The organism is Paenibacillus beijingensis (genome assembly GCF_000961095.1).
Taxonomy (GTDB): domain Bacteria; phylum Bacillota; class Bacilli; order Paenibacillales; family Paenibacillaceae; genus Paenibacillus_O; species Paenibacillus_O beijingensis.
This window is the reverse complement of the sequence record NZ_CP011058.1, coordinates 4,143,761-4,170,213: the sequence shown is the minus strand read 5'-3', so window position 1 is coordinate 4,170,213 and position 26,453 is coordinate 4,143,761. Positions and strand designations below refer to the sequence as shown.

Sequence of the window (26,453 nt, the reverse complement as noted above, 5' to 3'; positions counted from 1 at the left end):
GCTAGCGCTCCAGGCGGACCGGCACCGCCGTCTGGCGCACCACTTCCGCTATGGTATCCTCAGCAAGGATGCCGTTCATTCTCGCTTCCGGCAGCAGCAGCAGCCGGTGGGCGAGAACAGGCACCGCGAGGCGCTTCACATCGTCGGGGATAACGTAATCCCGCTGCTGAACGAGCGCGCACGCTTTGACCGCCTTCATCAGAGATACCGCAGCGCGCGGACTCGCCCCCAGCCGAACGTTCGGATGCTCGCGCGTTCCGCGAATGATCCGCACGAGGTAATCGCCGACGGCGTCATCCACATGCACGAGCTCCGCCTGCTGCTGAAGCCGTTCAATATCTTCCACCTCGGCCACTTGGGCTAGCGCATCTGAAGGATGCCCTCCGCCCCGGGCCAGCACCATCCGCCGTTCATCGGCCTCAGTGGGATAACCGAGCGACATCTTCATCATGAACCGGTCCAGCTGCGCTTCCGGAAGCAAATAGGTTCCCTCGAACTCGATCGGATTCTGGGTCGCGATCATAATAAACGGAGACGGGAGCTTGTAAGTTGCTCCATCCACGGTAACGCTGCCCTCTTCCATCGCTTCCAGCAAGGCCGATTGCGTCTTGGTCGTGGCGCGGTTGATTTCGTCGGTAAGCAGCAGGTTTGACATGACCGGTCCCGGACGGAAACGGAACTTCTCTTCCTTCGGGTGATAGATCGAGACGCCCGTAATATCGGTCGGGAGCAAATCGGGATTGCACTGAATGCGGCGGAACTGTCCGCCGATCGATTTGGCCAGCGCTTTGACAAGCTGCGTCTTGCCCGTTCCGGGTACGTCCTCGATGAGAATGTGGCCGCCCGCCAGCACGGCAATAAGCAGCTGTTCAATTTCTTGCTGTTTCCCCAGAATGCACGATTCCAAGTTATGACGTATCGCAGAGCACAACTGCAAGTCGGCTGTATAGATTTCCATGGCGTTTCCCCTCCCGGAATCACATTAGTAGCACGAAGGCCATTCTACTCCTATTTTACTAGAATCAACCATATGGACACAACCGGAAGGGATTTTCGAAAAAAAAATGGAGAATCCCGCAGGAATCTCCGTTGTCATACAGGCGCTTGGCCGGCGCTATTAAGATCGGGTTGCTTGAGCTTGAAGCGGCTCACCCTTTCGGGCGCACGACGAGCGCTGCCAGAAACGAAAAAATAATCGCCGCCGACACACCGGCGCTCGTCACTTTAAAAATGCCGGAGATGACGCCAATCCATCCTACGGCATGCAGTTCGGTCAACGCGCCGTGCACAAGCGCATTGCCGAAACTGGTAATCGGCACCGTCACACCCGCGCCGGCAAATTTGATAAGCGGCTCATACCAGCCGAGACCGTCTACGATCGCGCCGAGAACGACCAGGACGCTCATCGTATGAGCCGGCGTCAGCTTGACGACGTCGAACATCAGCTGCCCAAGTACGCAGATTGCACCGCCGATAATAAAGGCCCACAAAAAAATCATGCAAACACCTCATTTCGTTCAATGGAAACGGCATGCGCGATACAAGGGATGCTCTCGCCCTGCTGATACGACAGCGGTGACAGGAGCGCCCCTGTCGCAACGACAAGTATGCGGCTTAGTTCGCCTTTGGCCAGCCGTTTGAGCAAATGAGCGTAGGTGACGACTGCAGAGCAGCCACAGCCGCTGCCTCCGGCCTGCACCTTCTGCTTTTCGACATCGTATATCATCAGCCCGCAATCGCCGAACTGCGTCTGGTCCATCGGAACTCCGCCACGCTCAAGCAAATCGGCCGCGATCGAATGGCCGACCGATGCCAGATCGCCCGTCACGATCAAATCATAGTCCTTGGGCGACCGCCCGGTATCGGTCAAATGCATCTGAATCGTATCCACCGCTGCCGGAGCCATCGCTCCTCCCATATTGAACGGGTCTTTTATACCGAGATCGACGATGCGTCCGATGGTGGCGCATTCCACGACCGGCCCGGTTCCCTCTGCGGCGACAATGGCCGCGCCCGCTCCCGTAACCGTATACTGGGCTGTCGGAGGTTTTTGCGAGCCGTATTCCGTCGGATAGCGGAACTGCTTCTCCACCGTGCAATTGTGGCTGCTCGTGCCGGCAAGGACATACTTGCCGGAATTTGAATTGACGATGAGCGCAGCGAGCGCGAGCGATTCCATCGATGTGGAACATGCGCCGAACACGCCCAAATAAGGGACCCCGATCGTCCTTGCGGCAAACGTGCTGCTGATGATCTGGTTCATCAGGTCTCCGCCGACGAAAAATTCCAGCTGGTCGTTTTGGATACGCGCATTTTTCATCGCCAGATCCGACGCCTGCTCAAGCAGCAGCCGTTCCGCTTTCTCCCAGCTTTTCTGCTGCATGTCAAGCTCGGGATGAACAAGATCGAACTCCGCAGCGAGCGGACCGTCGCCTTCATCCGGACCGACTACCGTGCCGGTTCCGATAATGACGGGACGATTCTCGAACCACCACGTCTGTTTGCCGCGCAGCATTACGATTGCCCTCCCGTTCCGAGAATGAGATGGACAATGCCGACGAAAAAGGCAGCCACCGTTCCGAACACGATAACCGAACCGGCCAGCTTGAACATGTTGCCCCCGACGCCCAGCACAAGCCCTTCGCTGCGGTGCTCCAGCGCGGCGGACGCCATGGAATTGGCGAAGCCCGTTACCGGCACGGCGGAGCCGGCGCCTGCCCATTGGGCGATTTTGTCATAAACGCCGAGACTCGTAAGAATAACCGAAATGAATATCAGCACGGCCACTGTCGGGTTGCCCGCCTGAGCCTCCGTCATCCCAAACGAATGAACGAACAGCTCCTGGAACGCTTGTCCGATCACGCAGATGATGCCCCCGACGAGGAACGCTTTCACGCAGTTGCCCAGCACGGAACGGGTCGGTTCATGTGTTTTTGCGAAATTTTGGTATTCTTGAGGCGACATCGTCATTTTTTTAAACTTGCCGCGTCTGGAGCTTTTCGTTGACAAATGTTTATCCCCCTTAAATTTCCGTTTCATAACGGCTAGCCATTGAAGTATGGTTATTATTTGTAAAAAATACGTTGTTTATGCCATTTTTAATGGAAGCAAACGGAAGGGGAAATGATTCAACTGCATAACAATAGGCACGCCGATCACCAACCGGTGACGAACGTGCCGCTGTCAATTCTTTTGCATCATAAGGGCGATCATCAGCAGGAAAACAAGCAGCACATATAAAGCGAGAATAATAAGCAAAACATCCTGATACGGTAACGTTACCGAACTCACGACCGATTTTCCGCTCCTTTCAGCCGGCCCGGCTCCCGGCGGACGGGCCGACGCTAACGCCCAAGCACTTGGCATGCGCCCGGGCTTCTATCCGTATCATATGCGATTTACGCAGCTGCGGAATTTGTCCCTCTTCATTTTCATTTCACATTGACCATCCCATACAAAGGCGTGCTACAATGAAAAATGACCGTCACTTCTGGAAAAAGGTGGTTTCGCTGTTTTGATCTATCTCATCAAATTTGTGTACAGCTTTATCCTACCGCCGGGTCTCCTCCTCCTGCTGCTGCTCGTTGTCGCGATCCGGCTGTGGAAAAAGCAGCCCATGTACGCATCGATCCTGCTCGGGATTACGTTTCTGTTCTACATCTTGTCAACCGGATTCGTCAGCGACAAGCTTGTCCGCAGTCTCGAACAAAGTTACGAGCCTCCTTCCAATGTACAAGGCGACGTTATCGTCGTGCTCGGAGGAGGAGCGACGAAGGATACGCCGGATTTCGGAGGCAGCGGCAATTTGTCCGGCTCCGCAGGCAACCGGCTGCTGGCGGCGGCCAGACTTCACGAGCGGACGGGACTGCCGATCTTATTTTCCGGAGGACAAGTATTTTCCGACAGCGGCAATGAAGCCGATATCGCCACGCGGCAGCTGCTGGAGCTCGGCATTCCCGCTAGCGACCTGCTGACCGAAAACCGTTCCCTCAATACGGAGCAAAACGCTATGTACACGGCGGCGATGTTGAAGGAACGCGGCTACTCCCGTCCGATCCTGATGACGTCGGCCTTCCATTTGCCCCGCTCCGTTCTCAATTTCGAGCGTATCGGCGTCACCGTGACTCCTTATCCCGTCGATTACTGGACCAGCGTAAACGAATCGTTGTATCCGGCCAAATTTTCGCCTTCATCGAGCGCTTTTTCGGCGAGTGGCACCGCGCTCAAGGAATATTTGGGCATCGCCGCCCTCGAATTAAAGAAAATGTGGTGACCCAATCAAGCAGACTGCACCGCCACCCAACCATGCAAAGATGGCCGGACTCAAAGGTCCGGCCATCTTTGCATTTATGAAGCTTCATCTAAATAGGAAGCTTTATCTCGTTTCGCGGTGAAGCGTACGCCGTTTGAGGCGCGGGCTGTACTTCATCTTTTCCAGACGCTCGGGATTCGTTTTCTTGTTCTTCGACGTCGTGTAGTTGCGGTCTCCCGTTTCGGTGCAAGCCAGCGTTACGATAACCCTCATACTCTCACCTCCCGTACAAGTTTACTCTTCCTTATTGAAGCTGTTCAGCTAGCTCGGCAATTGCCTTTGGGAACGGATCCGCGAACCGGCTCCAATCCATCCTCATTTCATCGTCGGTCAGCAAACACTGATCGAGCGTGGATTCAATTTCATTCCGGTTCATATCGATGCCGATCAGAACGACTTTGTTGATCCGGTCACCATAGACGGCGTCCCAAGCGCGGGCGAGCTCAGGTTCATCCTGCAGATAAAATTTGCGTTCATCTTCTGGAAGCGCCGCAACCCAATATCCGGCCGGACCAAGCTGGATCGAAGGACCCGCCTGGCTGAAGCTCTGGCCCATATCGTTGCGGGTCGCCAGCCACATCGTCCCTTTGGCCCGCACAATATCGACCGGCCAATCTTCCATCCACTTCATCAGACGCTCGGGATGGAAAGGCTTGACGCGCTCGTAGACGAAGGAAGAGATGCCATATTCGTCCGTTTCCGGCGTATGTACCGGGTTTTCCAGCTCCTTGATCCAGCCTGCGGACGTACTCGCTTCATCAAAATTGAACAAGCCGGTATTCAAAATCGCCGCAGGGTCTACTTTTCCCCGCTCCGAGCGGATGAATTTCGCGCGCGGCTGCAGCTTGCGCAGCACCCCTTCCAGCTCATCCAATTCATCGGTCTCAACCATGTCGCATTTGTTCAGAATAAGCACATCGCAAAACTCGATCTGATCGATCAGAAGGTCAACGACTTCTCTTATGTCGTCGCTTCCGGCCGCCTGGTTACGGTCCAGCAGCGTTTCACCGGAGGAAAAGTCGTTCCAGAAACGATACGCGTCGACAACGGTAACCATCGTATCGAGACGGCAAATTTGCGACAAGTCGATGCCGTGCTCCTCATCGATGTAGGTGAACGTCTGCGCGACCGGAACAGGCTCCCCGATTCCCGTCGATTCAATGAGAATGTAATCGAAGCGGCCTTCCAGTGCCAGCTTCTCCACTTCCTTGAGCAGATCTTCCCTCAGTGTGCAGCAGATGCAGCCGTTCGACATTTCGACCAGCTTTTCGTTCGTGCGCGACAGTCCCGCGCCATCTCGGATAAGGTCCGCGTCAATGTTCACTTCGCTCAAATCGTTCACAATGACAGCCACCTTGAGCCCATCCCGGTTGTTCAAGACATGGTTCAAAATGGTCGTTTTACCCGCACCCAGATAACCGCTCAGGACGGAAACGGGAATTTTGTTCTGATTCATCGGTTTTTATCCCCTCATTCATTAGTGTAATTTTTACGGTTTATAACCGAAATTCAACAGCCGACATTATTCATTCAGCGCTTTTTTCAACGCCTCGAGATTTTGATTCATGATACCGATATAATCGAGATTCTTCTGTTTATCCTCATCAGTCAAGCCTTCAAGCGGATTGAGAACATCGGTCTTCGCTCCCGCTTCGGTCGCGATCGTTTCTGCAATTTTCGGCTCGACCAGCGTCTCAAAGAAAATGGTTTTGACGTTGTTCGTTTTGGCGAATTGTACAACTTCCGCCATTTTGTCCGGGGACGGCTCCTGCTCCGGAGACAATCCGGCAATCGGAACCTGGGTCAGGCCGTACTGTTTGGCCAAATAACCGAACGCGGCATGCTGCGTAATAAAATCTGTGCGCTTCGCATCTTTCAGACCGGATTGGAAAGCCTTATCCAGCTCCTGCAGCTTCGCGTTATAAGCATTGGCATTCGCCCTGTAATTGTCTTTATGGCCCGGATCGGCCTGCTCAAAGGCAGCTGCGATTGCCTGCACTTCTTGCTGCGCCAGCACAGGATCAAGCCAAACATGAGGGTCCAGCACTTTGCCGTCAGCCGTCTCATGGTCGTGTCCTTCCTCCTCTTCCTCCTCCGCAGTTCCTTCCATTAATGCAATGCCTTTACTCGCTTCCACAACGACACGCTTGTCATTGACCGCGCTCTCCATCGCCTTTTCAGCCCAGGTCTCGACAATGCCGTTATAAACGAATACGTCCGCTTCCTTGATCAACACCATGTCTTTCGCGCTAGGCTCCCAATCGTGCGGCTCCGCTCCGGCAGGAATAAGTCCCGTCACTTCAACATCGTCGCCGCCAACCTGGCGGCTGAATTCCACCATCGGATAAAAAGTCGCGACCACTTTCAGTTTCTTGCCGTTATCGGTCGCCCCGGTAGCTTCCGCCGCATTTGTGCCTGAGCTGCCGGCGCCGCTGCCGCATCCGGCAAGCAGGATCGAGAATGCCGCCACCGCTGCAATCATTTTTGCTGACCGCCATTTCATCGCTTTCATTTCGTTTGTTCCTCCTGAAAAAAAATAATGGATAAAGCGCTCCTAATTAATGCATCGAGGAGTCTTTGGAAAAACGCGTGAAGTTTGGGGTGATCGCCCGCTCCGCTTCGGATGACCGGCTGCGGCTTTTACCAGCTTGCTGAATCAGCTTCTTTATGCCGATGCCGGACACTAGAAATGCAAGCAGGACGAGGGCGATCGTTCCTCCGGGCGGAGTGCTGAGCTGATAAGAAGCGGACAAACCCGTAAATACGCCGGACAGTCCGATGCCCATCGCAATAAAGAGCGCTGCCGTAAAGCTCGGTGCGATCCGAATTGCCAATGCCGCCGGGAGCACAATCAAGGACGAGATGAGCAGCACGCCCACTATAGGCATCGCTGCAGCGACGATCATCCCGGTCAGAACGCTGAACAGAAGCGATACCCGTTTGACGGGCAGCCCGCTCGTCTTTGCCGTCTCCTCGTCGAACGAAATCTGATAGAGCGGGCGGCGGAATAAAAAGAAGAATAGCGCCCCGAGCAGTGCCACTAGAACTATAAGCCGCAGCTCGGTCTCGTTTACGGCGACTACTGAACCGAACAAATAAGAGGACAAGTTTTTGTTCAAACTCTGATTAAGCGCCATTAACACGACCGCACTCGATAATCCGCCTACCATAATGATCGCGATGGACACTTCACTATACGTTTTATAGGAACGGCGGACGTATTCAACTACAATCGCGCCGACTATAGCCACAAGAAATCCCGTCAAGGTCGGATTGATATGCAGATAGGCTCCTCCTGCCACGCCGGCGAGTGAAACGTGGGAGAGCATATCGGCCATGAGCGCCTGACGGCGAAGCATCAAATAAACGCCAAGCACCGAGGCGAGCAGAGCAACTATCCCACCGGCACAAAATGCCCGCTGCATGAAGTCGTAGTGCAGCATTTCCATCCTCCGTCCTCCTTTCTCTCCAGTTCAATGATTCGGTCGAGATAGGGGCTTACCTCCGATAATCCGTGCGTAATCATAATCACCGTTCTCCCGTGTTCCTTAACCTGATGATGCATCAGCTCGTAAAAGCCGAACCGGCTGTCCTGATCCATGCCGGTCGTAGGCTCATCCAGCACAAGCAAATCCGTCTCCTGTGCCAGCGCCCGGGCGATGCAAATCCGCTGCTTTTGTCCGCCGGAAAGTTCCCCGATTTTGCGGTTGCGGAGCTCCCACATGCCTACCTGGCGAAGCGCCTGCTCCGTGAGCTCGCTGTCATGCTGGCGAAGCCTTCGCAGCCAAGAACCTCCGGCATGTCTTCCCGAACGTACAAGCTCCAGCACCGTGCTCGGGAACCCTCCGTTAAACGCCGCTATCTGCTGCGGAACATACCCCACCCGAAGCTTCTCTCCGGCTTCGTTGCGCGCGGAGAGCTTGGCGCTCCCTTTCCAGGGTTTCAGCAGCCCGAGCAGCAGCTTGAGCAGCGTCGTTTTCGAAGCCCCGTTAGGGCCGGTCACGGCCACGAACTCCCCGGAGTAAACATCAATATTGGCATTTTCCAAACACGGAACGTCGCTGTAACCGAAAGTTACGTCTTTCATCGAGGCTAACAGCATAATCTTTCTTCCTTTCCCGAAGGCTTCTTGCGTTCGAATCCCGAATGATTCAGACCTTCCATACTTTCCGCTCCTCGATCCTCTTGGCTGCGGCACTGACCGCAATATCCGTAAACATCGAAATGATGGTCCACAATTTGAAATTCTCCCGGTACATTCAGATGCTTCATCGGACAGAAGTCAATGGGAACGATCCGGCTGCAGGACAAGCAAATCAAATGATGATGGTGGTGGCGGTCTTCAAAGCATCCGATCCTGAATTTGACGCCGTCATCAAAATGATAGCGCTCCAGTACCCCCAGATCCTGCAGCAGACGCAAATTTCGGTATACCGTATCATAGCTGAGTCCCGGATGGGTCGATACCAGCCGAAAATAAACTTCTTTCGGTGAAAGATAACTGGAGGTTTCGGCAAATAACCGGACCAGCGTGCGCCGCTGTTCCGTCACCCGCAGTCCTTTGGCGGACAAAGTGCGGATGAGCCGTTCCCCAACTTGAGCCATACGATACGCTCCTTCCGGATTTTTAAAATGTAATTATTACGATATTACAACAAGAAAAAATCGGACACTCCCGATTAAACGTAATTATTACATTTAAGAATGTATCATCTTGCCGTCGTTTCGTCAACGTTTTCTGTATTAAAGACATTCTCCAGCGCTGCAAGAGCAAGGGTCAGCTGATCTGCGGAGAAATGCTCCCCGATAAACACCGCCGAATTAGGCACTTCCGTTCTCGGACGAATCGCAAGAAAATCAAGCTCCCGAAAGGCATATTGGAATAAAACCGGCCGCACTTCACCGGAAAAAGTGACAATCCCTTTCGCCCGGTATACTTCCTTGGGCAGCTGGCGGATCATTTCGAGGAAACTTTCCTTGCCTACCTTTTTATTAAAATAATGCGTATAAACCATTACATGGTCATAAGAAGAATGCCGATGCGCGCATTTATCCGTTTCTTCCAGCTTATGATGATGCTGCCCGCAGTCATGCTTTTCTTCGCCACCGGGGCCGCTTTCCTCTTCCCCATCCTCCGTGTAAAAGTCGGTCTTCCCGGCTTCGTGCTGTTCGAATCCCGCAGAAGCGATGTAAGCGAACAGAAAATCGAGGCTGCCCCGGCACTGAATAGTAGCCCGCATCGGGGAATGTGGATTCCAGGAGCGAACAAGCCGTTCAGCTTCCTTCAAATCATCTTCGGTCATTTGGTCGATTTTGTTAAGAATGAGCCAGCCCGCACAGCGGATCTGTTCATGCATAAGACGGAACGTTTTTCCTTTAGGTCCCCGAGCCAACTCCAGAAGATAAGGCGTATCGACAACCGTGACCACCAGCCGAAGTTCCGTTTCCGTAAACAAGGATGCTTCCGTGATGCTGTCCATAATTTCCATGGGGTTCGCGACACCTGTCGATTCGATTACGATAACATCAGGTTTGTATTCCCGGCAAAGCTCTAACAGGGTCACTCCCAGGTCGCCGCTGATTGTGCAGCAAATGCAGCCGCTGAGCAGCTCGGCCATCGGCACTTCGCTGCCGATCAATTGTCCGTCGACATTGATGTCTCCGATTTCATTCATAATCAAAGCCGGTTTTTGACCCGACTCTACGTAATAATCAAGAAGTTGATTGAGCAAGGTCGTCTTACCGCTCCCGAGAAAGCCGGACAACAGATAAATCGGAACGATCGGTTTCATTTGTTATGTACCTCCACCCTTATAGACCGAAAATGAACTACAAAGCGTTTTAATGGTAATTTTTACACATTGACGAATAGAATATAGTTCTTTTTAATGACAAAGTCAACACAGACCTCAATATCGGTTTGACAAGCTGAGAATGCTTCATTATACTTTTTAATAGTAAATATTACATATAAGGGTGTGTTACATTTGTCCAACCTTTCAGCAGACCCGCGCGTGCCCGTTACGATTTTGACCGGTTTTTTGGGGGCCGGCAAAACAACACTGCTCAATCATGTGCTGACAGCGGCTCACGGCCAAAAGATTGCGGTTATCGTCAACGAATTCGGCGAAGTGGGCATTGATAACCAGCTCATCGTCGGCGCGGATGAAGAGATTGTGGAAATGAACAACGGCTGCATCTGCTGTACGGTGCGCGGAGACCTGATCCGGATTCTCGGCGATCTTCGGGATGCAAAGCTTGGAGGCGGTTCACGGAAAAAGACAGACTTCGACCGCGTCCTCATCGAAACGACAGGTCTTGCAGACCCGGCGCCGGTTGCTCAAACTTTTTTTGTCGACGAGGAAATCGCCGATTTTTACAAGCTGGATGCGATTGTCACAGTTGTCGACGCGATGCATGCGGGGCAGCATTTGGACGAAGGTCACGAAGCCCAGGAGCAAGTAGGATTTGCCGATGTGCTTCTCGTCAACAAGACGGACCTTGTCGCCGAAGAAGAAGTACAGAATCTGGAGCAGCGGCTGAAATCGATCAATCCGGCTGCCCGGCAGTACCGGACACAGAAATCGAAGATCGACGTGAACCGGATTCTTGGCATTGATGCATTTGAACTGGAGAAAAAACTGGAGATAGACCCCGGCTTTCTCGCCGAGGAAGCCCACGATCATGACGACGAAGTTTCGTCGCTCTTTTTTATCGAGGATAAACCGCTCGATTTAAACAAGCTGGAGCGGTTCCTGCAAGCGTGGCTGTCTGAACACGGAGCCGACACCTTCCGGTATAAAGGCGTCCTCAATATTAAAGATGTGCCCCAGCGGATCATATTCCAGGGCATTCATATGCTGTTCGCCTCAACACCGGACCGGGAATGGGCACCGGATGAAACGCGTCGAAGCGAATTCGTCATTATCGGACGCAATCTGGACGAAGGCTGGTTCCGAAACCAATTTGCCGGCTGTGTGGCCGGGTGAGAAAAACTCCGATCGGAGTCATTCGAACATGAGCGACCGCGTTTAGCGGTAAAAAAATAAGCGGCCGGGCGCTTAAGATTGCTCTTAAGACTCGGCCGCCTGTTCTTTTTGACACTGCTCGCAAACACCGTACACCTCGAAACGATGACTCACGATTTTGAAATTGCCGGGCAGCATCAGGGAGTGCTCCATCGGACAATAGTCAAAAGACAGCGTTTTTTCGCAATTGACGCAAATCAGATGGTGATGATGATGGCTTGTGCAGCTTCCGCGGAACTTTAAACCGCCTTCCATAAAATAAAACTGCTCGAGTGCCCCCATTTCGCTTAACAGACGCAAATTGCGGTAAACGGTATCGAAGCTGACGCCCGGGTAATGGACCGCCATCTGATCGTAAACATCCTTCGGGGACAAATAGCCATCTGATTTTGCAAATATTTCAGCCAGCTTGCGGCGCTGTTCCGTAATTCTCCATCCATTCCGGGACATGATGCCAACCATCTCCTGGACCAGATTCGCTTCTGCCATAAACAAGGTTCCTTTCCAAATGGAATATATATTTATCATGACGCAATGAAAGCAATATTGTCAAGAAACGGGGCTCGTGCCGGCACAAGTGAAACAATAATAACCTCCAGCCGCCCATATCGGTGACTGGAGGTCGATTCGTTCCGATCAGCTCCAAGGAATCATCGTTTGCATTTTTTCAAGCCTGCGCGCCAGGAACACGACCAGTATCGGCGTCCCGATGACAAGCGGGGGAACGTCGCTGATGCCGATCCATAGCACCGACCACCAGAAGTCGAAGATGCCGAGAAAATCGAGACTGGCGCATGCAATGACAATCATAATGACGCCGGCAACTAGAGACCACAGTGCCGATTTAATGACAACGGATTTGTCGTGTCCAAGCTGCGCCAATGTTTTGCCTCTGCCGACCATCATCGCCGGAAGCCATCCGGTAAAGCCGACCATGATTCCGTCCGCGAGCAATGAATGAGCGGGAAGGAACGTACCAGCGAGCAGCGCCCATACGACGGTGCCGATATAGCCGGCGAAAAAACCGGTTTTAGGTCCGAAAATGATGCCGACAACAGCGGGCAAAAACGCGAAAATCCGTAAATGAATGACGCCGGGCACAAGCGCGATCGGATTGACATACGCCCACAATACGCCCGTCAGCACCCCGAAGACGACCCAGAATACAATGCTCATTACGCCTGTCGAGCTTGTTCTTGCTTCGCTTTGCAAACTCACCTTGTTTTCCATTCCCTTTCACTCCTCAGCAGATTTTGTCGTTCCCTTTGAATCGCCCGTCAACCGTTTCGTGCTTCATGCCGGCAGCCGATGCCTTACTTGTCTGCTCCACTTTCCTACTCGCCAGTGCAGGTGCCCGATTACCCCCTTTCACAAATCGACTGCTCGCTTGATCGCCCCATGCGGAACCGCAGCGCCATGAAAGTCACATCGGATATTGAACGCCGAGGTAAACGGCAATCAGCCATAACAGGAGAAAGCTCGCCATAAATTGAAAATCGTTCGCGGTAATCCGGAACGTCCGGAACGAGCTTCGTTTTTGGCGGAAATTGAGATGGTAAATATGCATCGATAACGAGATGCTTTGACCCGATTGGATAGCCCGGACGAACAGCGGAAACAAAATGACCGAGTAGCTCTTGATCCGCTTGACGAGTCCGCCTTTATCGAGCTCGAGCCCCCGCGCGCGCTGGGCGTCGGCGATCGTTTGAAATTCAGAGATCATAATCGGAATGATTTGAAAGACGAGCCCGCACATGAAGGCGGCTTTAAAGGGGATTCGAAGCTTTTGCAGTCCAAAAATGATTTCGCTGAAATTGGTCGTCATGATAAGCGTATAAAATACCGACACCATTAAGAAAATGCGGACCGACGCGGTAACGGCTCTCAGCAGGTCGCTTTCTTCCATTGCAAAGCGGCCGAAATGAACGAGCATCGCACCCCCGCTTTCCTGAAAGGAACCGATAAGGAGCCAGGTCAGAAACGCCAGCGTAAGCATCGGAGACAAGCGCCTCAGCATACCGGCGATTTCGCGCCTGAGCCCGGACATGCTCCATAACAGCCCGCAGGCCGCCACAAACAATCCGAGCACCAGCAAATGCTTGTAATAGACAACCATGACGGTCATGATTACAAACCAGATTATTTTGACCCGAGGTTCCGTGCGATGCAAAAAAGAAGACTTGTGCACATACCCGTTAAACTTCATTGAAGACTCCTCCCCGGTTGATAGCACTGCGAGAAGCCCGGCAGGCGCTCATAAATTGCGGAACCGTCAGGATGCCGGGAACGCTGAGCCGATCGGCGAGCTCCTTAATTTGCGGCGGTTCAATACAGACGCTCCGCAGCAGTTCGCTGCGCCCGAACACATCCCGTGTCGTTCCTTGCAGCAAAATGCGTCCGTTTTTCATCAAAATCGTTTCATCCGCCGTTTCGGCTACAAAAGACATCTCATGGCTGATCATAATGACCGTTTTGTCGTTAGCCTTAAGGTCCTCGATCAAGCGGGCCAACAAATCCTTCATGATTCGGTCCATCCCAAGCGTCGGTTCATCCAAAATAATAACGTCCGGATCGGTCAACAGAACCGACAAAATCGTCAGCATGTGCTTGTGCCCCATCGACAGATTCATCGGAAACGAGTCCTTGTATGCGAGCAGGCCATGCGCCGCCAGCAGCTCTTCGACCCGCTCCTCGGCAATCGGAAACTGCATCATCCGGCTGGAGAACGTCACTTCTTTATGTACGGAATCCTCGAAAATCATTTGATCGGGATGCTGGAACACATATGCCACCGACCGCGCAATATCTGCCGTACTCCGCTGCTGCAGCGATTGCCCTCGGTACAGGACGGATCCGAATGTCGGCCGGTGCAGATTGATCAAATGACGGACCATCGTCGTTTTGCCCGAACCGTTTTGCCCGAGGACCGCGGTGACCTTGCCCGGATCGAAACGGGCGTTTACCCCGTCAAGCGCGCGAAATCCGTCAAACTCCTTGACGACATCTTTGAGCTCGATTGTCGGTTCGGACGACGCGTCCGGCGAAACCGAATCTTCCCGCAGCTCGTCCTTCCAGCCGTCAGCCAGTTTATCCCGAAAAAACTCCGCCGCATCCTCAACCGTTGTAAACGGAGCTGTTCCCGGATCGGGCGAGCATTCATGAAACAGGTCAACCATTTGCGGCACCGTAACCCCAAGCCTCCGGTACAGATTTGCATCCCGGAAAAAAGTCATCTTTGCGCCGTCAAAAACGATCCGCCCCGCCTCAAGTCCGATCACCCGGTCAACGGCCTGCGCCGACCAGTCGAGGTTCTGATCGATCAGCAGCACCGTTTGGCCCTCGCTTTTCAACTGAAGCAGCACCTCCTGCACAAGCGCCTTGCCTTGCGGGTCCAGGGAGCTGACCGGCTCGTCCAAAATAATGAGCTTCGGCGCCATCGCCAATACGGACGCGATGCAAACCGTCTGCTTCTGGCCGCCGGACAAAGCGCTGACGGGGCTGTCCCGTAATTTTTCGATCCGGAACAGCTTTAGAACTCGCTCGAGTCTCGCGCCAATCTCCGCTTGACCGAGTCCCATATTTTCAAGACCGAACACAATTGCATCTTCAACGCGGTAGCCGAACAGCTGGTTTTCCGGAATTTGCGACACAAAACCGACCCCATGCTGCCGCTCATCATCATAAATGATGTCGCCGCTTAGCTCACTTCCTTTAATAAGACCGGGAATGACGCCGCTTATAATAAACCCAAGCGTCGACTTTCCGCTTCCGCTTTTACCGACGAGAGCAGCGATTTCGCCGGCCCCGATTTCGAGATTAACCGCCTCAAGCGCACGAGACGATCCATGCAGATGACGGTAGGACACATTTTGAACGGATATCGGCAATTGATTCCCCTCCTGGCCGCATATGTGCTTCTATGACGATGATTGCAGCGATTAAACGTTTGTGCTGTTCAGGCCATTATGATCCCTTGCACATCCGCTAATGAGAAAGGGACATCCGTTGTTAGAGTCATGCTTCGTCTAACAACGGATGTCCATCATCGGAAACGACTCAAGAATACCCTCTTAATATAATATGTAAGTTTATATAACCTAAACATAACTTATAACCCTATTATACTTCATAACTAACAGCTGTAAATACTAAAATGTTATGTTTTCTTCCATAAATCGATATGAAACATCAAATTTTCAAGTACATTTCGTCAGGATCGGGTCCGGTACGATGATCAATATTTAATTTATCGATCGCAGCCATATCGTCCTCCGATAATTCAAAATCATAGATGTCCGCATTTTCGGCGATGCGGCGCGGAGTGCTTGATTTCGGAATAATAATCGTATCCTGCTGCAGATGCCAGCGTAAAATAACTTGCGCAGTGGATTTACGGAGACGACCCGCGATCTCATTCAGATCAGGATCGTTTAAAACCGCCCCCCGGCCAAGCGGACTCCATGCTTCTGCCGCAATATGGCGCTCTTTCAAGTATTGTTTGAGCGGATACTGGGTTAGATAAGGATGGCATTCAATTTGATTGACCGCCGGCACCACATTCGCCCTCGTCTCCAGTTTTTGCAAATGTTCGATCTGATAGTTGCAAACCCCGATCGCGCGAACCAGCTTCTCTTCATACAACCTTTCAAACGCGCGCCAAGTTTCGAAAAAATGTTTTTCGCTGGGCCAGTGAACGAGCAGCAGATCGAGCTGGGTCAGCTGTAACTTTTGCAACGATTGTTCAAAGGACGAGAGCGTGAGATCATAGCCTTGTTTTTCGTTTGTTATTTTCGTTGTAATGAACAAATCATCACGATCAACAGGGCTTTCTTTTAATATGCGGCCGAGCAAACCTTCGTTATTATAAAACTGCGCGGTGTCAAAAGAACGGTAACCGACCTGCAAAGCTTTATTGACGACCATTTCGGCTTCCGACGGATCCTCGATCAGATAAACGCCAAAGCCATGCTGCGGCATTAAAATATCATTGTTCAGCCTGATTGAATCTTCCAATTGTCTGCTCAACTTGATTCCTCCCCAAAGAACAAATTGCTGTGAAAACAGCAGCTTCAGAATAAGTCAATATTATATCCGGACTTCATGAACATTGGTTAGGACACATTCCGGTAAGAACAGTACTTTTTATGGATGGCTGCGAAAAGCAGTCGGCGACGTCCCCGTATTTTTTTTGAAAAACCGGCTGAAATAAGAAGGATCGTCAAAGCTGAGCTGACAAGCAATTTCATCGACCGTCAGCCCTGAATAACGAAGCAGCCGCTTCGCTTCCAGCAGCCGGCGTTCCCGTATCAGTTCGCCTGCGGGCCGGCCAACGATCCGTTTCACCGTATCGATAAGATGATTGTTTGTCACATGAAACAGGGCGGCGTAGTCGCTTACCCTCAAGCGGGTTCGGAAATCGGACTCCACCCGGGACAAAAACCGGCTTGCCAGCATATAGCCGGCATCGTTCCGATGATCTTGCAGCTTGGAATGCGAAAAGCGATCCGCTTCAATCATCACGAGATTCAATAAACTGCCGAGAGCGGTTTGCCGATGGTCCAGATCTGATCGATATTCACGCTCCAGGAGGCGAAGCAGACCGTTCATGACGTCAAACCGTTCTTCGTCTACAGTCATGACGGGTTGTCCGATATTTCCGGATAGCGAAACCGGTGACCGCTCAAATGAGCTTTCGCGCAGTCCGGCCATATAGAACGGGCTGAAAATTAATAAAAACCCTTTTAACGGTTGAATCAAATTTACCGCATGAACCTGGCCCGGCGAGATGAGCATCATCGTCCCGGCTTCAATGAAATACTCCTGAAAATCGACGGAAGCGTTGCCGGCACCTCCTGTTATCCAGAACAGCTCGTAATGGTCGTGGCGATGCCAGCGGGTTGTTTCATTCATAATGAACTCCGAAAGATGCTCCAGCCGTTTCAGCTCAACGCAGGTTTCGTGACCGGTTCCCCCAGCATCGCGAAAATTGTATACGGGAATGCGATCGCGCTTTATGCTTCTGTTTATGCTTGCCATTTCCTCACCTTCCTTCCACAACAATCGGCGTACAACTCCTGCCACTACCCCGATTTAATGCCGCTTCTTTGTATTATATCGCATGAACCCTATTTTTTACGTAAAGCATTTCCGTCGCCATTTAAGGCCGGATGAACAGCAAGAGCCCGGGCGACAGTTACACCCGGGCTCTCTCAAATTGTTGGATAGCGGTTATGAAAACATAATCATTTCGAATAAGGCATCCGAGAACAAATGATGCATGTCGCGGGTCGGCTTCGCGGCTTTGTTCGATTCCTTGAGCAGGATATCCGGCCCTTATCGCGCCAGCTCAGCGCTATCATCCAGAAAGCGAAGGAGCCTGTTATAGGCTGTTCTCAGCATGACTGCTCCACCACCAGCGCATATACGATTCCGGGACCGTGCACGCCAATCGTCAAGTCGTTCTCAATATCAGCCGAGCGGCTCGGGCCGGAAATAAAATGAATCCCCGCGGGCAAGTTTGCCCGTCCTGCCTTGTCGAAATGTCCCAAAATTTCGCCGAGCCGAGTCTTCAGCCGCTCGGCCGGCAGGATCACAAACAGCGCGGCCGGCAGCAGGCTGACCGACCTGCCCTTCGTTTTATCCGAGAGAACGCACACGGAGCCGGTATAGGCCGCGGCATAATCGGCCATGACGACGCCAACGTCGGATGCTGCCGCGCAAGCCTTCCAGTTCTCGTCCGCATCGCGGTTCCAGACGGAAACCTTTGCAGTTGGAAGCGCGGCTTCCAGATCGAGCGCAGCCAGCTCCTCGCAATCCTGCCTGAGCACGTGCCCCGCCCCCATTTCCGCCGCTTTGTCCGCGATGAAAGCTTTGGCGTCCGCCATCCCTTCAAGGCGTACCGCATGGCCGCCTGCAGCCTTGAAATGCGTGATAAATCGTTCGATCCTTTCCTCCGGCGGCCATTCAAAACGATTCCAAAAACCGGGCGCCCCCCTGTAAGGATGGGCCGGCGGCTCCGTTACCCTCGGCCTCTTCAGCTTGCCCGCGATGAAGTTCATGAACAGTTCCTGCTTGAGCCGCGATTCCTTCGCCATGCCCGCGAGCATTTCCCGGTGCGGATCAGCCATGATGCCTGCCGCCTCCTTTCTCCCGTTCCTTCAGTATCGCTTCCATGCGATGCCGCAGCTCCGGCTTCAACGCGATTTCGCGGGATTCGCGCTCCAGATTCGTCCAGCGGTCGCGGAACGATTCCTTCGGCAAACTCGGCGCGACCCGGCAGCTGTTCCAGCCTTTCAGCGGACCCAGCTTGATCCGGATCCCGCCGTTTTGCACGACCAGCCTTTGGCCGATTCGTCCGAGCTTCAACGCGCCGTGCATTCGACCCGCCGTTCCCGCTGCGGCGGCAAAACCTTTCATGCCGAGCGTCTCCAACTTATTCCCGTAACCGCTTTCCACTTTGCGCCGCCGCAAATAAACAAGCATATCGTGCAGCGGAATTTTGACCGGACACGCTTCATAACAGGCGCCGCACAGGCTGGACGCATTCGCGATATCGTCCCACTGCGCCGCGTTACGCTGCAAAGCGGGCGTCAGAACGGCACCGATCGGCCCGCTGTAGGTGCCGCCGTAGGCATGGCCGCCGATATGGCGGTACACCGGGCAAGCGTTCAAACAGGCGCCGCAGCGGATGCAATTCAGCAGCTCCTGGAACTCGGGGTCGCCCAGTTGGTTCGAACGGCCGTTGTCGACAATGACGATATGCATCTCCTCCGGTCCGTCCGCATCCGCTTCCCGTTTCGGTCCCGTAATGCCGGACATGTAAACCGTCAGCTTCTGGCCGGTCGCCGAACGGGGCAGCAGCGTGGCCATCACTTCCAGATCCGCCCACGACGGAACGATTCGCTCCATTCCCATAAACGTAATCTGCGTCTTCGGCAAAGTGGTGACCATTCTCGCATTTCCTTCATTTTCAAACAGCACGATGGAACCGGTCTCGGCGACCGCGAAATTGCAGCCGGTGATGCCGATGTCGGCTTCGAGAAATTTCTCGCGCAGTTTTTGGCGGACGAATCCGGCCAGTATCGTCGTATCGGGCTCCAGCGTTTCGCCCGCTTCCTTGGACAGCAGGTCCGCGATCTGATGCCGGTTTTTATGAATCGCCGGAATGATGATGTGCGAAGGCGTTTCGCCCGCCAGTTGAATAATGTATTCACCGAGATCGGTCTCCACCGCTTCCACGCCGATGTCTTCCAGCGCATCGTTCAGATGCAGCTCCTCGGTCACCATTGATTTCGATTTCACGGCGGTCTTTGCCGCCTTGCTCCGGGCGATAACGAGCGCGATCCGCACCGCTTCCGCCCCGGTTTCGGCAAAATGGATGTGAACGCCGTTTGCCCGTGCCTGTTCCGCAAACAGGTTGAGGTAATAGTCCAGGTGAGCGATCGTGTGCAGCCGGATCTGCCGGCCGCGTTCGCGCCATTCGTCCCAATTGCCGTGCTGCTCCGAAGCCAATTGCTTACCGAGCCTAAGCCGCTCCGTCGTGAACCGTACCGCCTTGCGCAAAAATTCGTCGCGGAGCGCCTGCTCCGCCCGCTGTTTAACGCTTTCATTTTTCGTCCCGGCCGCGCTCATCTCCCTTTCACTCCTTCGTACAGCAGCTCGGCCAGATGCATGACCCGAACCGGCTCGTTCCGGTAGCGCAGGTTGCCGGCAATGTTCATCAGGCAGGCCATATCGAGACCTACCAGCACCTCTGCACCCGTCTCCCTGATGTGATCCACCTTTTCGGTTACCATGGCGCCGGAGATTGGTGCCATTTTGACGGCAAACGTGCCGCCGAAACCACAGCAGTCCTCTGCGTACGGGATCGGCACAAATTCCAGACCGCGCACATGGCGGAGCAGCTCCATCGGTTCATTCTTCACCCCAAGCAGTCTGCTGCCGTGGCAGGAAGGATGATACGTGACCTTATGCGGAAAAACGGCGCCGATATCCGTCACGTCCAGCACGCTCACCATAAATTGTGCAAATTCGTACGTTTTCTGCTGAAGGCGTTCCGCTTTCGCGTAATAAACCGGCTCATCCTTGAACAGCTCCGGATAGTGATGAACCATATACGTGCAGGAGCCCGAAGGCGAGATGACAAAATCGCTGTCTTCAAACGCATCGAGAATCGTCCTGGCCGTCGTTCGGGCCTCCTTCCAATATCCGCTGTTATATGCAGGCTGCCCGCAGCATGTCTGCACTTTCGGGAAATCCAGCGCAACGCCGGCTGCCGCCAGCAGCCTGACCATCGCCTCGCCCACCGCGGGATAAACGGCGTCGCTCAGACAGGTGATGAATAAGGAGACCTTCATGAAGATCAACTCCTTGCCCTTATCCAAATCATTATACGGCGCTTACTTCAATCGATCGTTCCTCAAGCAGTTCGATCAGCGGCGCGGAAGCCCGCTTATCGGTAATCAGATGATCCACCTCGCTCAGTTCCGCAACATGGGTGAACGCCTGGATGCCGAATTTGGATGCGTCTGCCAGCAGATAGACCCGATCCGCGATCCCGATCATTTTTCGTTTCACCGTCGCCTGCAGCTCGTTCGATTCGCTGATGCCCCGCCCCAAATGAACGCCCTTGCATGAAAAAAAGAGCTTATTGACGTAATAAGCGTCCAGTGACCGTTCCGTCAGCGGGCCGACGAATGACAGAGAACGCTGCGCCAGAATGCCGCCGGTGGAAATAACCTGAATCTTCTCCTTCGATGCAAGCTCCGTCGCGACCTTGATGGAATTTGTCAGCACCGTGAGCGGAATATCGGGCAAAATCGAGGCCATATACCAAGCCGTCGTGCTGGCGTCCAGCAAAATCCGCTCGCCATGCTCAATGTGCTTGACCGCTTCGCTTGCGATCCGGCGCTTTTCCTCCATATTGGCAATTTCCCGCACGAAATATGGAATCTCCGGCTGCTGATCCTTGACGCTGACCGCGCCGCCATGCGAACGGCGAAGGCGGCCCGCCTCCTCCAGACGATCCAGGTCGCGCCGAATCGTCTCTTCCGTCACCTCGCACAGCTCGCTGAGCTCGGAAACACGCATGCTTCCTTTTTCGTTCACCAACTGTACGATTTTTTCATACCGTTCCGCGACCAGCATGCTGCAGATCCCTCCATCCGTTCCTTGTAATGAAAAAATTAATATCCGATGATCCGCCGGAATCTGCCGTATGCGTCTTCCCAGACCTCTTGTTGTTCCGGTTCGTATTCGACGACCGGAAACGATTCCTTGATCACCCGGCGCGCTTCCCAAATATCGGATAAATCCCCCCGGGCCATCCATTGCACCGCCAGGTTGCCGATGGCGCTGCCCTCCGCGGGACCCGCCCATACCGGCTTGCCGATTGCGTTTGCGGAGAACCGGCACAACAGCTCGTTCCGGATCCCGCCGCCTACCATATGCAGGCCGTCAAACAACCGCCCGGACAACAATTCCGTAAGCTCCAGCACATAACGGTATTTTAAAGCCAGGCTTTCCAAAATACAACGGATTACCTCACCCGGCATCTCAGGCGGCCGCTGGCCGGTCCGGCGGCAGTACTCGTGAATGCGGGGCGTCATATCGCCGGGGGCAAGGAAGAGCGGATCGTCCGGATCGATGAACGCGCGCAAGGCGGGCGCCCCGTCCGCAAGCCGGACAAGCTCGGGGTAGCTGAATTCGCGACCCGCCCTGTCCCATTCGCGTTTCGTTTCCTGCATAATCCATAGCCCCATAATGTTTTTGAGCAGCCTGTACGTTCGTCCGACGCCGCCTTCATTCGTAAAGTTCAGCCGCATCGCTTGCTCGGAAAGGACGGGCTCATTCACTTCCGTGCCCAGGAGCGACCAGGTGCCGCAGCTGAGATAAGCAAAGGACCGCGTCGCCGACGGCACTGCCGCTACGGCTGAGCCGGTATCATGCTCCGCTGCGGCAATGACCCGGATCGCTGGGATCCCCAGTTCGCGGACAATAGACGGAAGCAGCTGTCCGGCGTTTGAGCCGGGATCCGCAACCGGACCGAAGAGCGACGGCGAAATGCCGATGCCGGCAAGCAGATCGCCATCCCACCCGCCTGCGATAGGATTATACAGCTGCGTTGTCGTTGCGTTCGAGAACTCACTGAGCATTTCTCCGGTAAAAAAATAGCGGAGCAAATCCGGAATCATCAGGAAACGCTTCGCTTCCCGCAGAAGCGGCGAATTCGCCTCCCGGAGCGCAGCCAGCTGATAAATCGTGTTGAACGGCAGAAACTGAATGCCGGTCCGCTCGAAAATGAACGAATGCGTGAGCTTCCCGCCCACTTTCTCCATCACGCCATCCGTATGAGGGTCACGGTAATGGTATGGATTGCCCAGTAATTCACCGTTTTCGCCGATCAATCCGAAATCGACGGCCCAAGAGTCAATGGCTATGCTGTCCAGGGCGATACCCGCATGCTTTGCCTTTAGTAGACCCTGCTTCATTTCATGGAAAAGCCGCAAAATATCCCAATGGAGGCGGCCGCCCGCCTGAACGGGCTCATTCGGAAAGCGATGCAGCTCGTCGATTTCGATCTTCTGTCCGTTCAGCCGTCCGAGCAGCGCCCTCCCACTGCTCGCGCCCAAATCATATGCGAGAATACTCATCGGCAGCTACCGCCTTTACGTGGGAATGACTGTATTTTCCGAGTCGCGCTTCAGCAATTCTTCCCGTTCATACGATTTTACTTCGGCAAGCCATTCTTCCCGGACGGGAACGCCCTTTGATGCGCAATAATAATCCCAGACAGCGCCGAACGGATAAGATTTGAACTCTTCCGTTAAGGCCAGCCGCGTTGTATAGTCACCATCCCGCTCCGCTTTCTTCAGCTTATCGACCGGTTCAAGCATCGCGCGGAGAAGTGCTTTGAGCGTATTGCGCGTGCCGATGACCCAAGCGGCGACACGGTTAATGCTGGCATCGAAAAAGTCCAGGCCGATATGGGTGATGTCCAGCAGCTCCCCCGCACCAGCTCCCTCCCGATTTCCAGCAATTCATCGTCGAGCACGACAACATGGTCGCTGTCCCACCGCATCGGGCGGCTGACATGCAGCAGCATGCCGCTCCCGAACAGCGCAAGCGAAGACAGCTTGCCGGAGATCGTTTCCGTCGGATGGAAATGACCGGCATCCAGACAAATCAGCTTGTTGTTGCGAATGCCGTAGCCCATATAAAATTCATGGGAGCCCACAACATACGCTTCCGAGCCGAGTCCGAACAGCTTGCTTTCCACCGCGTCCAGGTTGAATGCCGGATCAATTTCCTCGGCGAAAACCTCATCAAGCGAAGCTTTCAGCCTTTGGCGGGGCGACAGCCGGTCCACAGGCGTATCCTTGTAGCCGTCGGGAATCCAAATGTTCGTCACGCAAGTTTGGCCCAGCTGCTCGCCGAAATACGCGCCGATTTGACGCGAAGATTTGCAATGCTCAACCCAGAACTGGCGGATGGCAGCATCCGGATGGCTCAGCGTAAATCCGTCCTTCGATTTTTCGTGCGAAAAGCAGGTCGGATTGAAATCCAGACCAAGCCCTTGCTCCCGCGCCCAATCCACCCACTTTTGAAAATGCCTCGGCTTCAGCTCGTTCAGATCGACTTGTTCATCGGTATCCGCATAAATCGCATGAAGATTCACTTTATGTTTGCCCGGAATCATTGTGAACGCTTTCTCCAAATCGCTTCTTAACTGATCGGGCGTACGTGCCGCACCCGGATAATTGCCCGTCACCGATATGCCTCCGGTCAATTGCCGATCGCGAAAGAGGAAGCCGCGCACGTCGTCTCCCTGCCAGCAATGGACGGAAACTTTGATTTTTTCGAGATTCCGCAGCGCTTGATCAACGTCAATGCCATGCTGCCGATACAGTTCCTTCGCCGCCTCATAGCTTTTTTCGATCGCGGGTTGCATCGTTTTCCTCCTTGTTCAAAGTGTTATTACCGTGTAAACGCCGCCGGTACCCCGCCGTCGATCGTCAGCATGCAGCCCGTCGTTTTCTCTGCTTTGGAGGAAGCGAAAAAGGCGATCCCTTCGGCGATGTCCCGCGGAAAAATATTAACCCTCAGCGTCGTGCGGTTGCGGTAGTATTCTTCCAGTTGTTCCGGCTCAATGCCGTATGACGCGGCGCGTTCGTTCCGCCAGCTGGAATTCCAGATCGCCGAGCCCTGCAAGATCGCATCAGGCAAAATGGAGTTGACGCGGATGCCATGCTCCCCTCCTTCCGCAGCGATGCAGCGTGCAAGATGCGTCTCGAGCGCTTTGGCCGCGCTGTACGCGGAAGCGTTCTTCCCCGCATAGACGGAATTTTTGGAGCCGACGAATACTATGCTGCCGCCGTTCCCTTGCTCTTTCATTAGCTTGAACGCTTCGCGGGCAACCAGGAAATATCCCGTGCCCAGCACGTTTAAATTTAAATTCCATTCTTTAAGAGACGTCTCATCAAACGGGCTGGAGGTGGCAAGACCCGCGTTATTGACAATGATGTCGACGCCGCCGTAGGCCCGTGCCGTATCCGCAATAGCAGCCTGCACGGCTTCTTCACTCGTTACGTCCATATGAACTGCGAGCGCACGGTTCTCCCCATATTGCGAATTCAATTCTTCGGCGACCTTCAATGCGCCATCGAGGTTCAAGTCGGCGAGCACGACATGCGCTCCTTCGCTTGCAAGAAGGCGAGCCGTTTCACTGCCGATTCCGCCGGCGCCGCCCGTAATGAACGCAACCTTGCGGCTGAATTCCGCTTCGGCCGGGGCGAGCGACAGTTTGTACAGCTCGAGCGGCCAGTACTCCACGTTGTACGATTCATTCTCGCTTAACGATACAAAACTGCCGAGTGCGGTTGCTCCCCTCATCACAGCGATCGCGCGGTGATAGAGCGCGCCGCTGACCCGGGACATCGCCCAGCTTTTCCCCGTATTGATCATGCCGACTCCGGGAATGAGAATAACGCGCGGCGCCGCTTCGAACATGACATCGCTTTCATTTTTGTTCCGCTCGTAATAGGCTTTATATTTCGTCTTATAAGCGGCAATACCTTCTTGCAGCTTCTTCTTCAGCCCTTCGACGTCATCCTGATCCGGTTCCCAATCGATGAAGAGCGGGACCATTTTCGTATGAACAAGATGGTCCGGACAGGCTGCGCCCACTTGAGACAGCGCGGCGGAGTCGCGGCCGCCGGCAAACTGCAGGACGTCGTCGGCATCGTCAAAGGAAAGAATCATTCTCTTGCCGTCGCTCACCGCGCCGCGGATAACCGGCATAACCCGGGCCGCAATCGCTCTGCGCGTATCGTGATCCAATGGACGGGATTTCACCCCGCCGAACAGACTGCTTTCGTCCACCCGCGCTTCAATGTAGCTTGCCGCTTCGTTGATGATGCCGATCGTTTTGGCGTAGCTCGCTTCGGCCGTTTCACCCCATGTTACAAGACCGTGCTTCTCCATCAGCACCAGTTCAGCTTTCGGGTTCGCAAGCACGCCTTCGGCGATCATCTTGGACAGCTTGAAGCCGGGGCGGATGTACGGCACCCAAACGAATCGGTCGCCGAAGATCTCCCTCGCGATCGCTTTGCCGTTATCCGTACAGCAAAGGCTGATGATCGCATCGGGATGCGTATGATCAACATGCTTGAACGGCAGAAACGCATGCAGCAGCGTTTCGATGGACGCCCGCGGGTGCTTCGCGTCGATCATGCAGTTCGCCAGGTAGGCGACCATTTCCGCGTCGGACATATCGTCGCGCTCGAACAGCGGCCGGATATCCTCCATCCGGAGCCCCGTAAAGTTGCCCGCCTTCATCGTCGCAAGGTCGGATCCGCTGCCCTTAACAAACATCACTTCAACGTCGCGTCCGCGAAAATCTTTAACCGTCGTTTTGCTGGACGTATTGCCGCCGCCCCAGTTGCACACGCTGCGGTCCGAGCCGATCAGGTTGGAACGGTAAACAAGCTCGTCGAGCACGCTCTTAAGCCCGCCAGCCGCATTATTGTCCCATAAATTGTGCACCATAAGCTTCCTCCGATTAGTTTTATTTGTGATTGTTTGTTTTTGCTTATTCCTACTATATCACCTTTGTT

At 53.9% G+C, this 26,453-nt stretch carries 26 protein-coding genes and 1 pseudogene; 2 read left to right on the top strand and 25 right to left on the bottom strand.

Going from position 1 to position 26,453, the window contains the following annotated elements:
* Nucleotide 1 precedes the first annotated feature (1 nt).
* From VN24_RS18870 to VN24_RS18850, 5 genes are all read right to left on the bottom strand, one after another.
* Nucleotides 2-958, bottom strand: a complete 957-nt coding sequence (locus VN24_RS18870) for an AAA family ATPase (protein ID WP_045671674.1) — start codon at nucleotides 956-958, stop codon at nucleotides 2-4.
* A 190-nt stretch (nucleotides 959-1,148) separates the two neighbouring features.
* Entirely contained in the window at nucleotides 1,149-1,499 is a 351-nt protein-coding gene (spoVAE, locus tag VN24_RS18865; protein WP_045671673.1) for a stage V sporulation protein AE, read from the bottom strand.
* Nucleotides 1,496-2,515, bottom strand: coding sequence for a stage V sporulation protein AD (gene spoVAD, locus VN24_RS18860; RefSeq protein ID WP_045671672.1), 1,020 nt, complete (start codon nucleotides 2,513-2,515; stop codon nucleotides 1,496-1,498). Before spoVAD ends, spoVAE begins: the two co-directional genes overlap by 4 nt.
* A complete protein-coding gene (gene spoVAC / locus VN24_RS18855) occupies nucleotides 2,515-2,970 on the bottom strand; it encodes a stage V sporulation protein AC (protein ID WP_045673462.1) in 456 nt (151 codons plus the stop codon). Before spoVAC ends, spoVAD begins: the two co-directional genes overlap by 1 nt.
* Before the next feature lie 213 nt (nucleotides 2,971-3,183).
* Nucleotides 3,184-3,366: a hypothetical protein gene (locus VN24_RS18850; protein WP_045671671.1), complete on the bottom strand. Its 183-nt coding sequence runs from the start codon at nucleotides 3,364-3,366 to the stop codon at nucleotides 3,184-3,186.
* A 148-nt stretch (nucleotides 3,367-3,514) separates the two neighbouring features.
* Between VN24_RS18850 and VN24_RS18845 the strand changes: the two genes are divergently transcribed.
* On the top strand, nucleotides 3,515-4,273 hold the full coding sequence (locus VN24_RS18845) for a YdcF family protein (RefSeq protein ID WP_045671670.1): 759 nt from the start codon (nucleotides 3,515-3,517) through the stop codon (nucleotides 4,271-4,273).
* Nucleotides 4,274-4,375: 102 nt separating this feature from the next.
* Here the strand turns inward: VN24_RS18845 and rpmG are convergent, their stop codons facing one another.
* The 7 genes from rpmG to VN24_RS18810 form a co-directional block, all read right to left on the bottom strand.
* Nucleotides 4,376-4,525 (bottom strand): 50S ribosomal protein L33, encoded by a 150-nt coding sequence (gene rpmG, locus VN24_RS18840; RefSeq protein ID WP_045671669.1) that lies wholly within the window; start codon nucleotides 4,523-4,525, stop codon nucleotides 4,376-4,378.
* Between the two features lie 31 nt (nucleotides 4,526-4,556).
* Complete coding sequence (locus tag VN24_RS18835; protein WP_045671668.1) at nucleotides 4,557-5,768, bottom strand: GTP-binding protein; 1,212 nt, start codon at nucleotides 5,766-5,768, stop codon at nucleotides 4,557-4,559.
* Between the two features lie 66 nt (nucleotides 5,769-5,834).
* Nucleotides 5,835-6,815, bottom strand: coding sequence for a metal ABC transporter substrate-binding protein (locus tag VN24_RS18830; protein WP_045673461.1), 981 nt, complete (start codon nucleotides 6,813-6,815; stop codon nucleotides 5,835-5,837).
* A 55-nt stretch (nucleotides 6,816-6,870) separates the two neighbouring features.
* The gene (locus tag VN24_RS18825) at nucleotides 6,871-7,761 is read right to left on the bottom strand and encodes a metal ABC transporter permease (RefSeq protein WP_045671667.1); all 891 of its coding nucleotides are present in this window, start codon (nucleotides 7,759-7,761) and stop codon (nucleotides 6,871-6,873) included.
* Nucleotides 7,707-8,414, bottom strand: coding sequence for a metal ABC transporter ATP-binding protein (locus VN24_RS18820; protein ID WP_045671666.1), 708 nt, complete (start codon nucleotides 8,412-8,414; stop codon nucleotides 7,707-7,709). Before VN24_RS18820 ends, VN24_RS18825 begins: the two co-directional genes overlap by 55 nt.
* Nucleotides 8,405-8,917 carry a Fur family transcriptional regulator gene (locus VN24_RS18815; protein ID WP_045671665.1) on the bottom strand — a complete coding sequence of 171 codons (513 nt, stop codon included), beginning with the start codon at nucleotides 8,915-8,917 and terminating at the stop codon, nucleotides 8,405-8,407. Before VN24_RS18815 ends, VN24_RS18820 begins: the two co-directional genes overlap by 10 nt.
* A gap of 104 nt (nucleotides 8,918-9,021) precedes the next feature.
* A complete protein-coding gene (locus VN24_RS18810; RefSeq protein WP_045671664.1) occupies nucleotides 9,022-10,104 on the bottom strand; it encodes a CobW family GTP-binding protein in 1,083 nt (360 codons plus the stop codon).
* Nucleotides 10,105-10,299: 195 nt separating this feature from the next.
* Between VN24_RS18810 and VN24_RS18805 the strand changes: the two genes are divergently transcribed.
* Nucleotides 10,300-11,301, top strand: coding sequence for a CobW family GTP-binding protein (locus tag VN24_RS18805; RefSeq protein WP_045671663.1), 1,002 nt, complete (start codon nucleotides 10,300-10,302; stop codon nucleotides 11,299-11,301).
* Nucleotides 11,302-11,385: 84 nt separating this feature from the next.
* Here VN24_RS18805 and VN24_RS18800 read toward each other — a convergent pair whose 3' ends face one another.
* The 13 genes and pseudogenes from VN24_RS18800 to VN24_RS18740 form a co-directional block, all read right to left on the bottom strand.
* A complete protein-coding gene (locus VN24_RS18800) occupies nucleotides 11,386-11,829 on the bottom strand; it encodes a Fur family transcriptional regulator (RefSeq protein ID WP_045671662.1) in 444 nt (147 codons plus the stop codon).
* A 147-nt stretch (nucleotides 11,830-11,976) separates the two neighbouring features.
* Complete coding sequence (locus VN24_RS18795; protein WP_045671661.1) at nucleotides 11,977-12,570, bottom strand: hypothetical protein; 594 nt, start codon at nucleotides 12,568-12,570, stop codon at nucleotides 11,977-11,979.
* Nucleotides 12,571-12,763: 193 nt separating this feature from the next.
* Nucleotides 12,764-13,546: an energy-coupling factor transporter transmembrane component T family protein gene (locus VN24_RS18790; protein ID WP_045671660.1), complete on the bottom strand. Its 783-nt coding sequence runs from the start codon at nucleotides 13,544-13,546 to the stop codon at nucleotides 12,764-12,766.
* The gene (locus VN24_RS18785; RefSeq protein ID WP_052703045.1) at nucleotides 13,536-15,227 is read right to left on the bottom strand and encodes an ABC transporter ATP-binding protein; all 1,692 of its coding nucleotides are present in this window, start codon (nucleotides 15,225-15,227) and stop codon (nucleotides 13,536-13,538) included. The genes VN24_RS18790 and VN24_RS18785 overlap by 11 nt, the downstream gene beginning before the upstream one ends.
* Before the next feature lie 301 nt (nucleotides 15,228-15,528).
* Nucleotides 15,529-16,365, bottom strand: a complete 837-nt coding sequence (locus tag VN24_RS18780) for an aldo/keto reductase (RefSeq protein ID WP_158453686.1) — start codon at nucleotides 16,363-16,365, stop codon at nucleotides 15,529-15,531.
* A gap of 117 nt (nucleotides 16,366-16,482) precedes the next feature.
* Entirely contained in the window at nucleotides 16,483-17,376 is an 894-nt protein-coding gene (locus VN24_RS18775) for a helix-turn-helix domain-containing protein (RefSeq protein WP_148505278.1), read from the bottom strand.
* 356 nt (nucleotides 17,377-17,732) lie between these two features.
* The gene (locus VN24_RS18770; RefSeq protein WP_045671658.1) at nucleotides 17,733-18,467 is read right to left on the bottom strand and encodes a LutC/YkgG family protein; all 735 of its coding nucleotides are present in this window, start codon (nucleotides 18,465-18,467) and stop codon (nucleotides 17,733-17,735) included.
* Nucleotides 18,460-19,971, bottom strand: a complete 1,512-nt coding sequence (locus VN24_RS18765) for a LutB/LldF family L-lactate oxidation iron-sulfur protein (protein ID WP_045671657.1) — start codon at nucleotides 19,969-19,971, stop codon at nucleotides 18,460-18,462. The genes VN24_RS18770 and VN24_RS18765 overlap by 8 nt, the downstream gene beginning before the upstream one ends.
* The gene (locus VN24_RS18760; protein ID WP_045671656.1) at nucleotides 19,968-20,696 is read right to left on the bottom strand and encodes a (Fe-S)-binding protein; all 729 of its coding nucleotides are present in this window, start codon (nucleotides 20,694-20,696) and stop codon (nucleotides 19,968-19,970) included. Before VN24_RS18760 ends, VN24_RS18765 begins: the two co-directional genes overlap by 4 nt.
* A gap of 31 nt (nucleotides 20,697-20,727) precedes the next feature.
* Nucleotides 20,728-21,486: a DeoR/GlpR family DNA-binding transcription regulator gene (locus VN24_RS18755; protein ID WP_045671655.1), complete on the bottom strand. Its 759-nt coding sequence runs from the start codon at nucleotides 21,484-21,486 to the stop codon at nucleotides 20,728-20,730.
* A 38-nt stretch (nucleotides 21,487-21,524) separates the two neighbouring features.
* A complete protein-coding gene (locus VN24_RS18750; RefSeq protein WP_045671654.1) occupies nucleotides 21,525-22,991 on the bottom strand; it encodes a rhamnulokinase in 1,467 nt (488 codons plus the stop codon).
* Nucleotides 22,992-23,006: 15 nt separating this feature from the next.
* Nucleotides 23,007-24,289 (bottom strand): annotated as a pseudogene (gene rhaA, locus VN24_RS18745) (L-rhamnose isomerase).
* A 26-nt stretch (nucleotides 24,290-24,315) separates the two neighbouring features.
* Complete coding sequence (locus VN24_RS18740) at nucleotides 24,316-26,415, bottom strand: bifunctional aldolase/short-chain dehydrogenase (RefSeq protein WP_274520452.1); 2,100 nt, start codon at nucleotides 26,413-26,415, stop codon at nucleotides 24,316-24,318.
* Nucleotides 26,416-26,453 lie beyond the last annotated feature (38 nt).

Excerpts from the sequence above, each read along its gene's own strand:
- VN24_RS18820 (WP_045671666.1), bottom strand. The coding sequence starts at position 8,414 with ATGCTGTTAGCCTCGATGAAAGACGTAACTTTCGGTTACAGCGACGTT.
- VN24_RS18815 (WP_045671665.1), bottom strand. The coding sequence starts at position 8,917 with ATGGCTCAAGTTGGGGAACGGCTCATCCGCACTTTGTCCGCCAAAGGA.
- VN24_RS18765 (WP_045671657.1), bottom strand. The coding sequence starts at position 19,971 with ATGAGCGCGGCCGGGACGAAAAATGAAAGCGTTAAACAGCGGGCGGAG.
- VN24_RS18830 (WP_045673461.1), bottom strand. The coding sequence starts at position 6,815 with ATGAAATGGCGGTCAGCAAAAATGATTGCAGCGGTGGCGGCATTCTCG.
- VN24_RS18775 (WP_148505278.1), bottom strand. The coding sequence starts at position 17,376 with ATGGCAAGCATAAACAGAAGCATAAAGCGCGATCGCATTCCCGTATAC.
- VN24_RS18790 (WP_045671660.1), bottom strand. The coding sequence starts at position 13,546 with ATGAAGTTTAACGGGTATGTGCACAAGTCTTCTTTTTTGCATCGCACG.
- VN24_RS18750 (WP_045671654.1), bottom strand. The coding sequence starts at position 22,991 with ATGAGTATTCTCGCATATGATTTGGGCGCGAGCAGTGGGAGGGCGCTG.
- VN24_RS18770 (WP_045671658.1), bottom strand. The coding sequence starts at position 18,467 with ATGGCTGATCCGCACCGGGAAATGCTCGCGGGCATGGCGAAGGAATCG.
- VN24_RS18850 (WP_045671671.1), bottom strand. The coding sequence starts at position 3,366 with ATGCCAAGTGCTTGGGCGTTAGCGTCGGCCCGTCCGCCGGGAGCCGGG.
- VN24_RS18835 (WP_045671668.1), bottom strand. The coding sequence starts at position 5,768 with ATGAATCAGAACAAAATTCCCGTTTCCGTCCTGAGCGGTTATCTGGGT.
- VN24_RS18825 (WP_045671667.1), bottom strand. The coding sequence starts at position 7,761 with ATGGAAATGCTGCACTACGACTTCATGCAGCGGGCATTTTGTGCCGGT.
- VN24_RS18870 (WP_045671674.1), bottom strand. The coding sequence starts at position 958 with ATGGAAATCTATACAGCCGACTTGCAGTTGTGCTCTGCGATACGTCAT.
- spoVAC (WP_045673462.1), bottom strand. The coding sequence starts at position 2,970 with ATGACGATGTCGCCTCAAGAATACCAAAATTTCGCAAAAACACATGAA.
- VN24_RS18810 (WP_045671664.1), bottom strand. The coding sequence starts at position 10,104 with ATGAAACCGATCGTTCCGATTTATCTGTTGTCCGGCTTTCTCGGGAGC.
- VN24_RS18800 (WP_045671662.1), bottom strand. The coding sequence starts at position 11,829 with ATGGCAGAAGCGAATCTGGTCCAGGAGATGGTTGGCATCATGTCCCGG.
- VN24_RS18795 (WP_045671661.1), bottom strand. The coding sequence starts at position 12,570 with ATGGAAAACAAGGTGAGTTTGCAAAGCGAAGCAAGAACAAGCTCGACA.
- spoVAD (WP_045671672.1), bottom strand. The coding sequence starts at position 2,515 with ATGCTGCGCGGCAAACAGACGTGGTGGTTCGAGAATCGTCCCGTCATT.
- spoVAE (WP_045671673.1), bottom strand. The coding sequence starts at position 1,499 with ATGATTTTTTTGTGGGCCTTTATTATCGGCGGTGCAATCTGCGTACTT.
- rpmG (WP_045671669.1), bottom strand. The coding sequence starts at position 4,525 with ATGAGGGTTATCGTAACGCTGGCTTGCACCGAAACGGGAGACCGCAAC.
- VN24_RS18755 (WP_045671655.1), bottom strand. The coding sequence starts at position 21,486 with ATGCTGGTCGCGGAACGGTATGAAAAAATCGTACAGTTGGTGAACGAA.
- VN24_RS18760 (WP_045671656.1), bottom strand. The coding sequence starts at position 20,696 with ATGAAGGTCTCCTTATTCATCACCTGTCTGAGCGACGCCGTTTATCCC.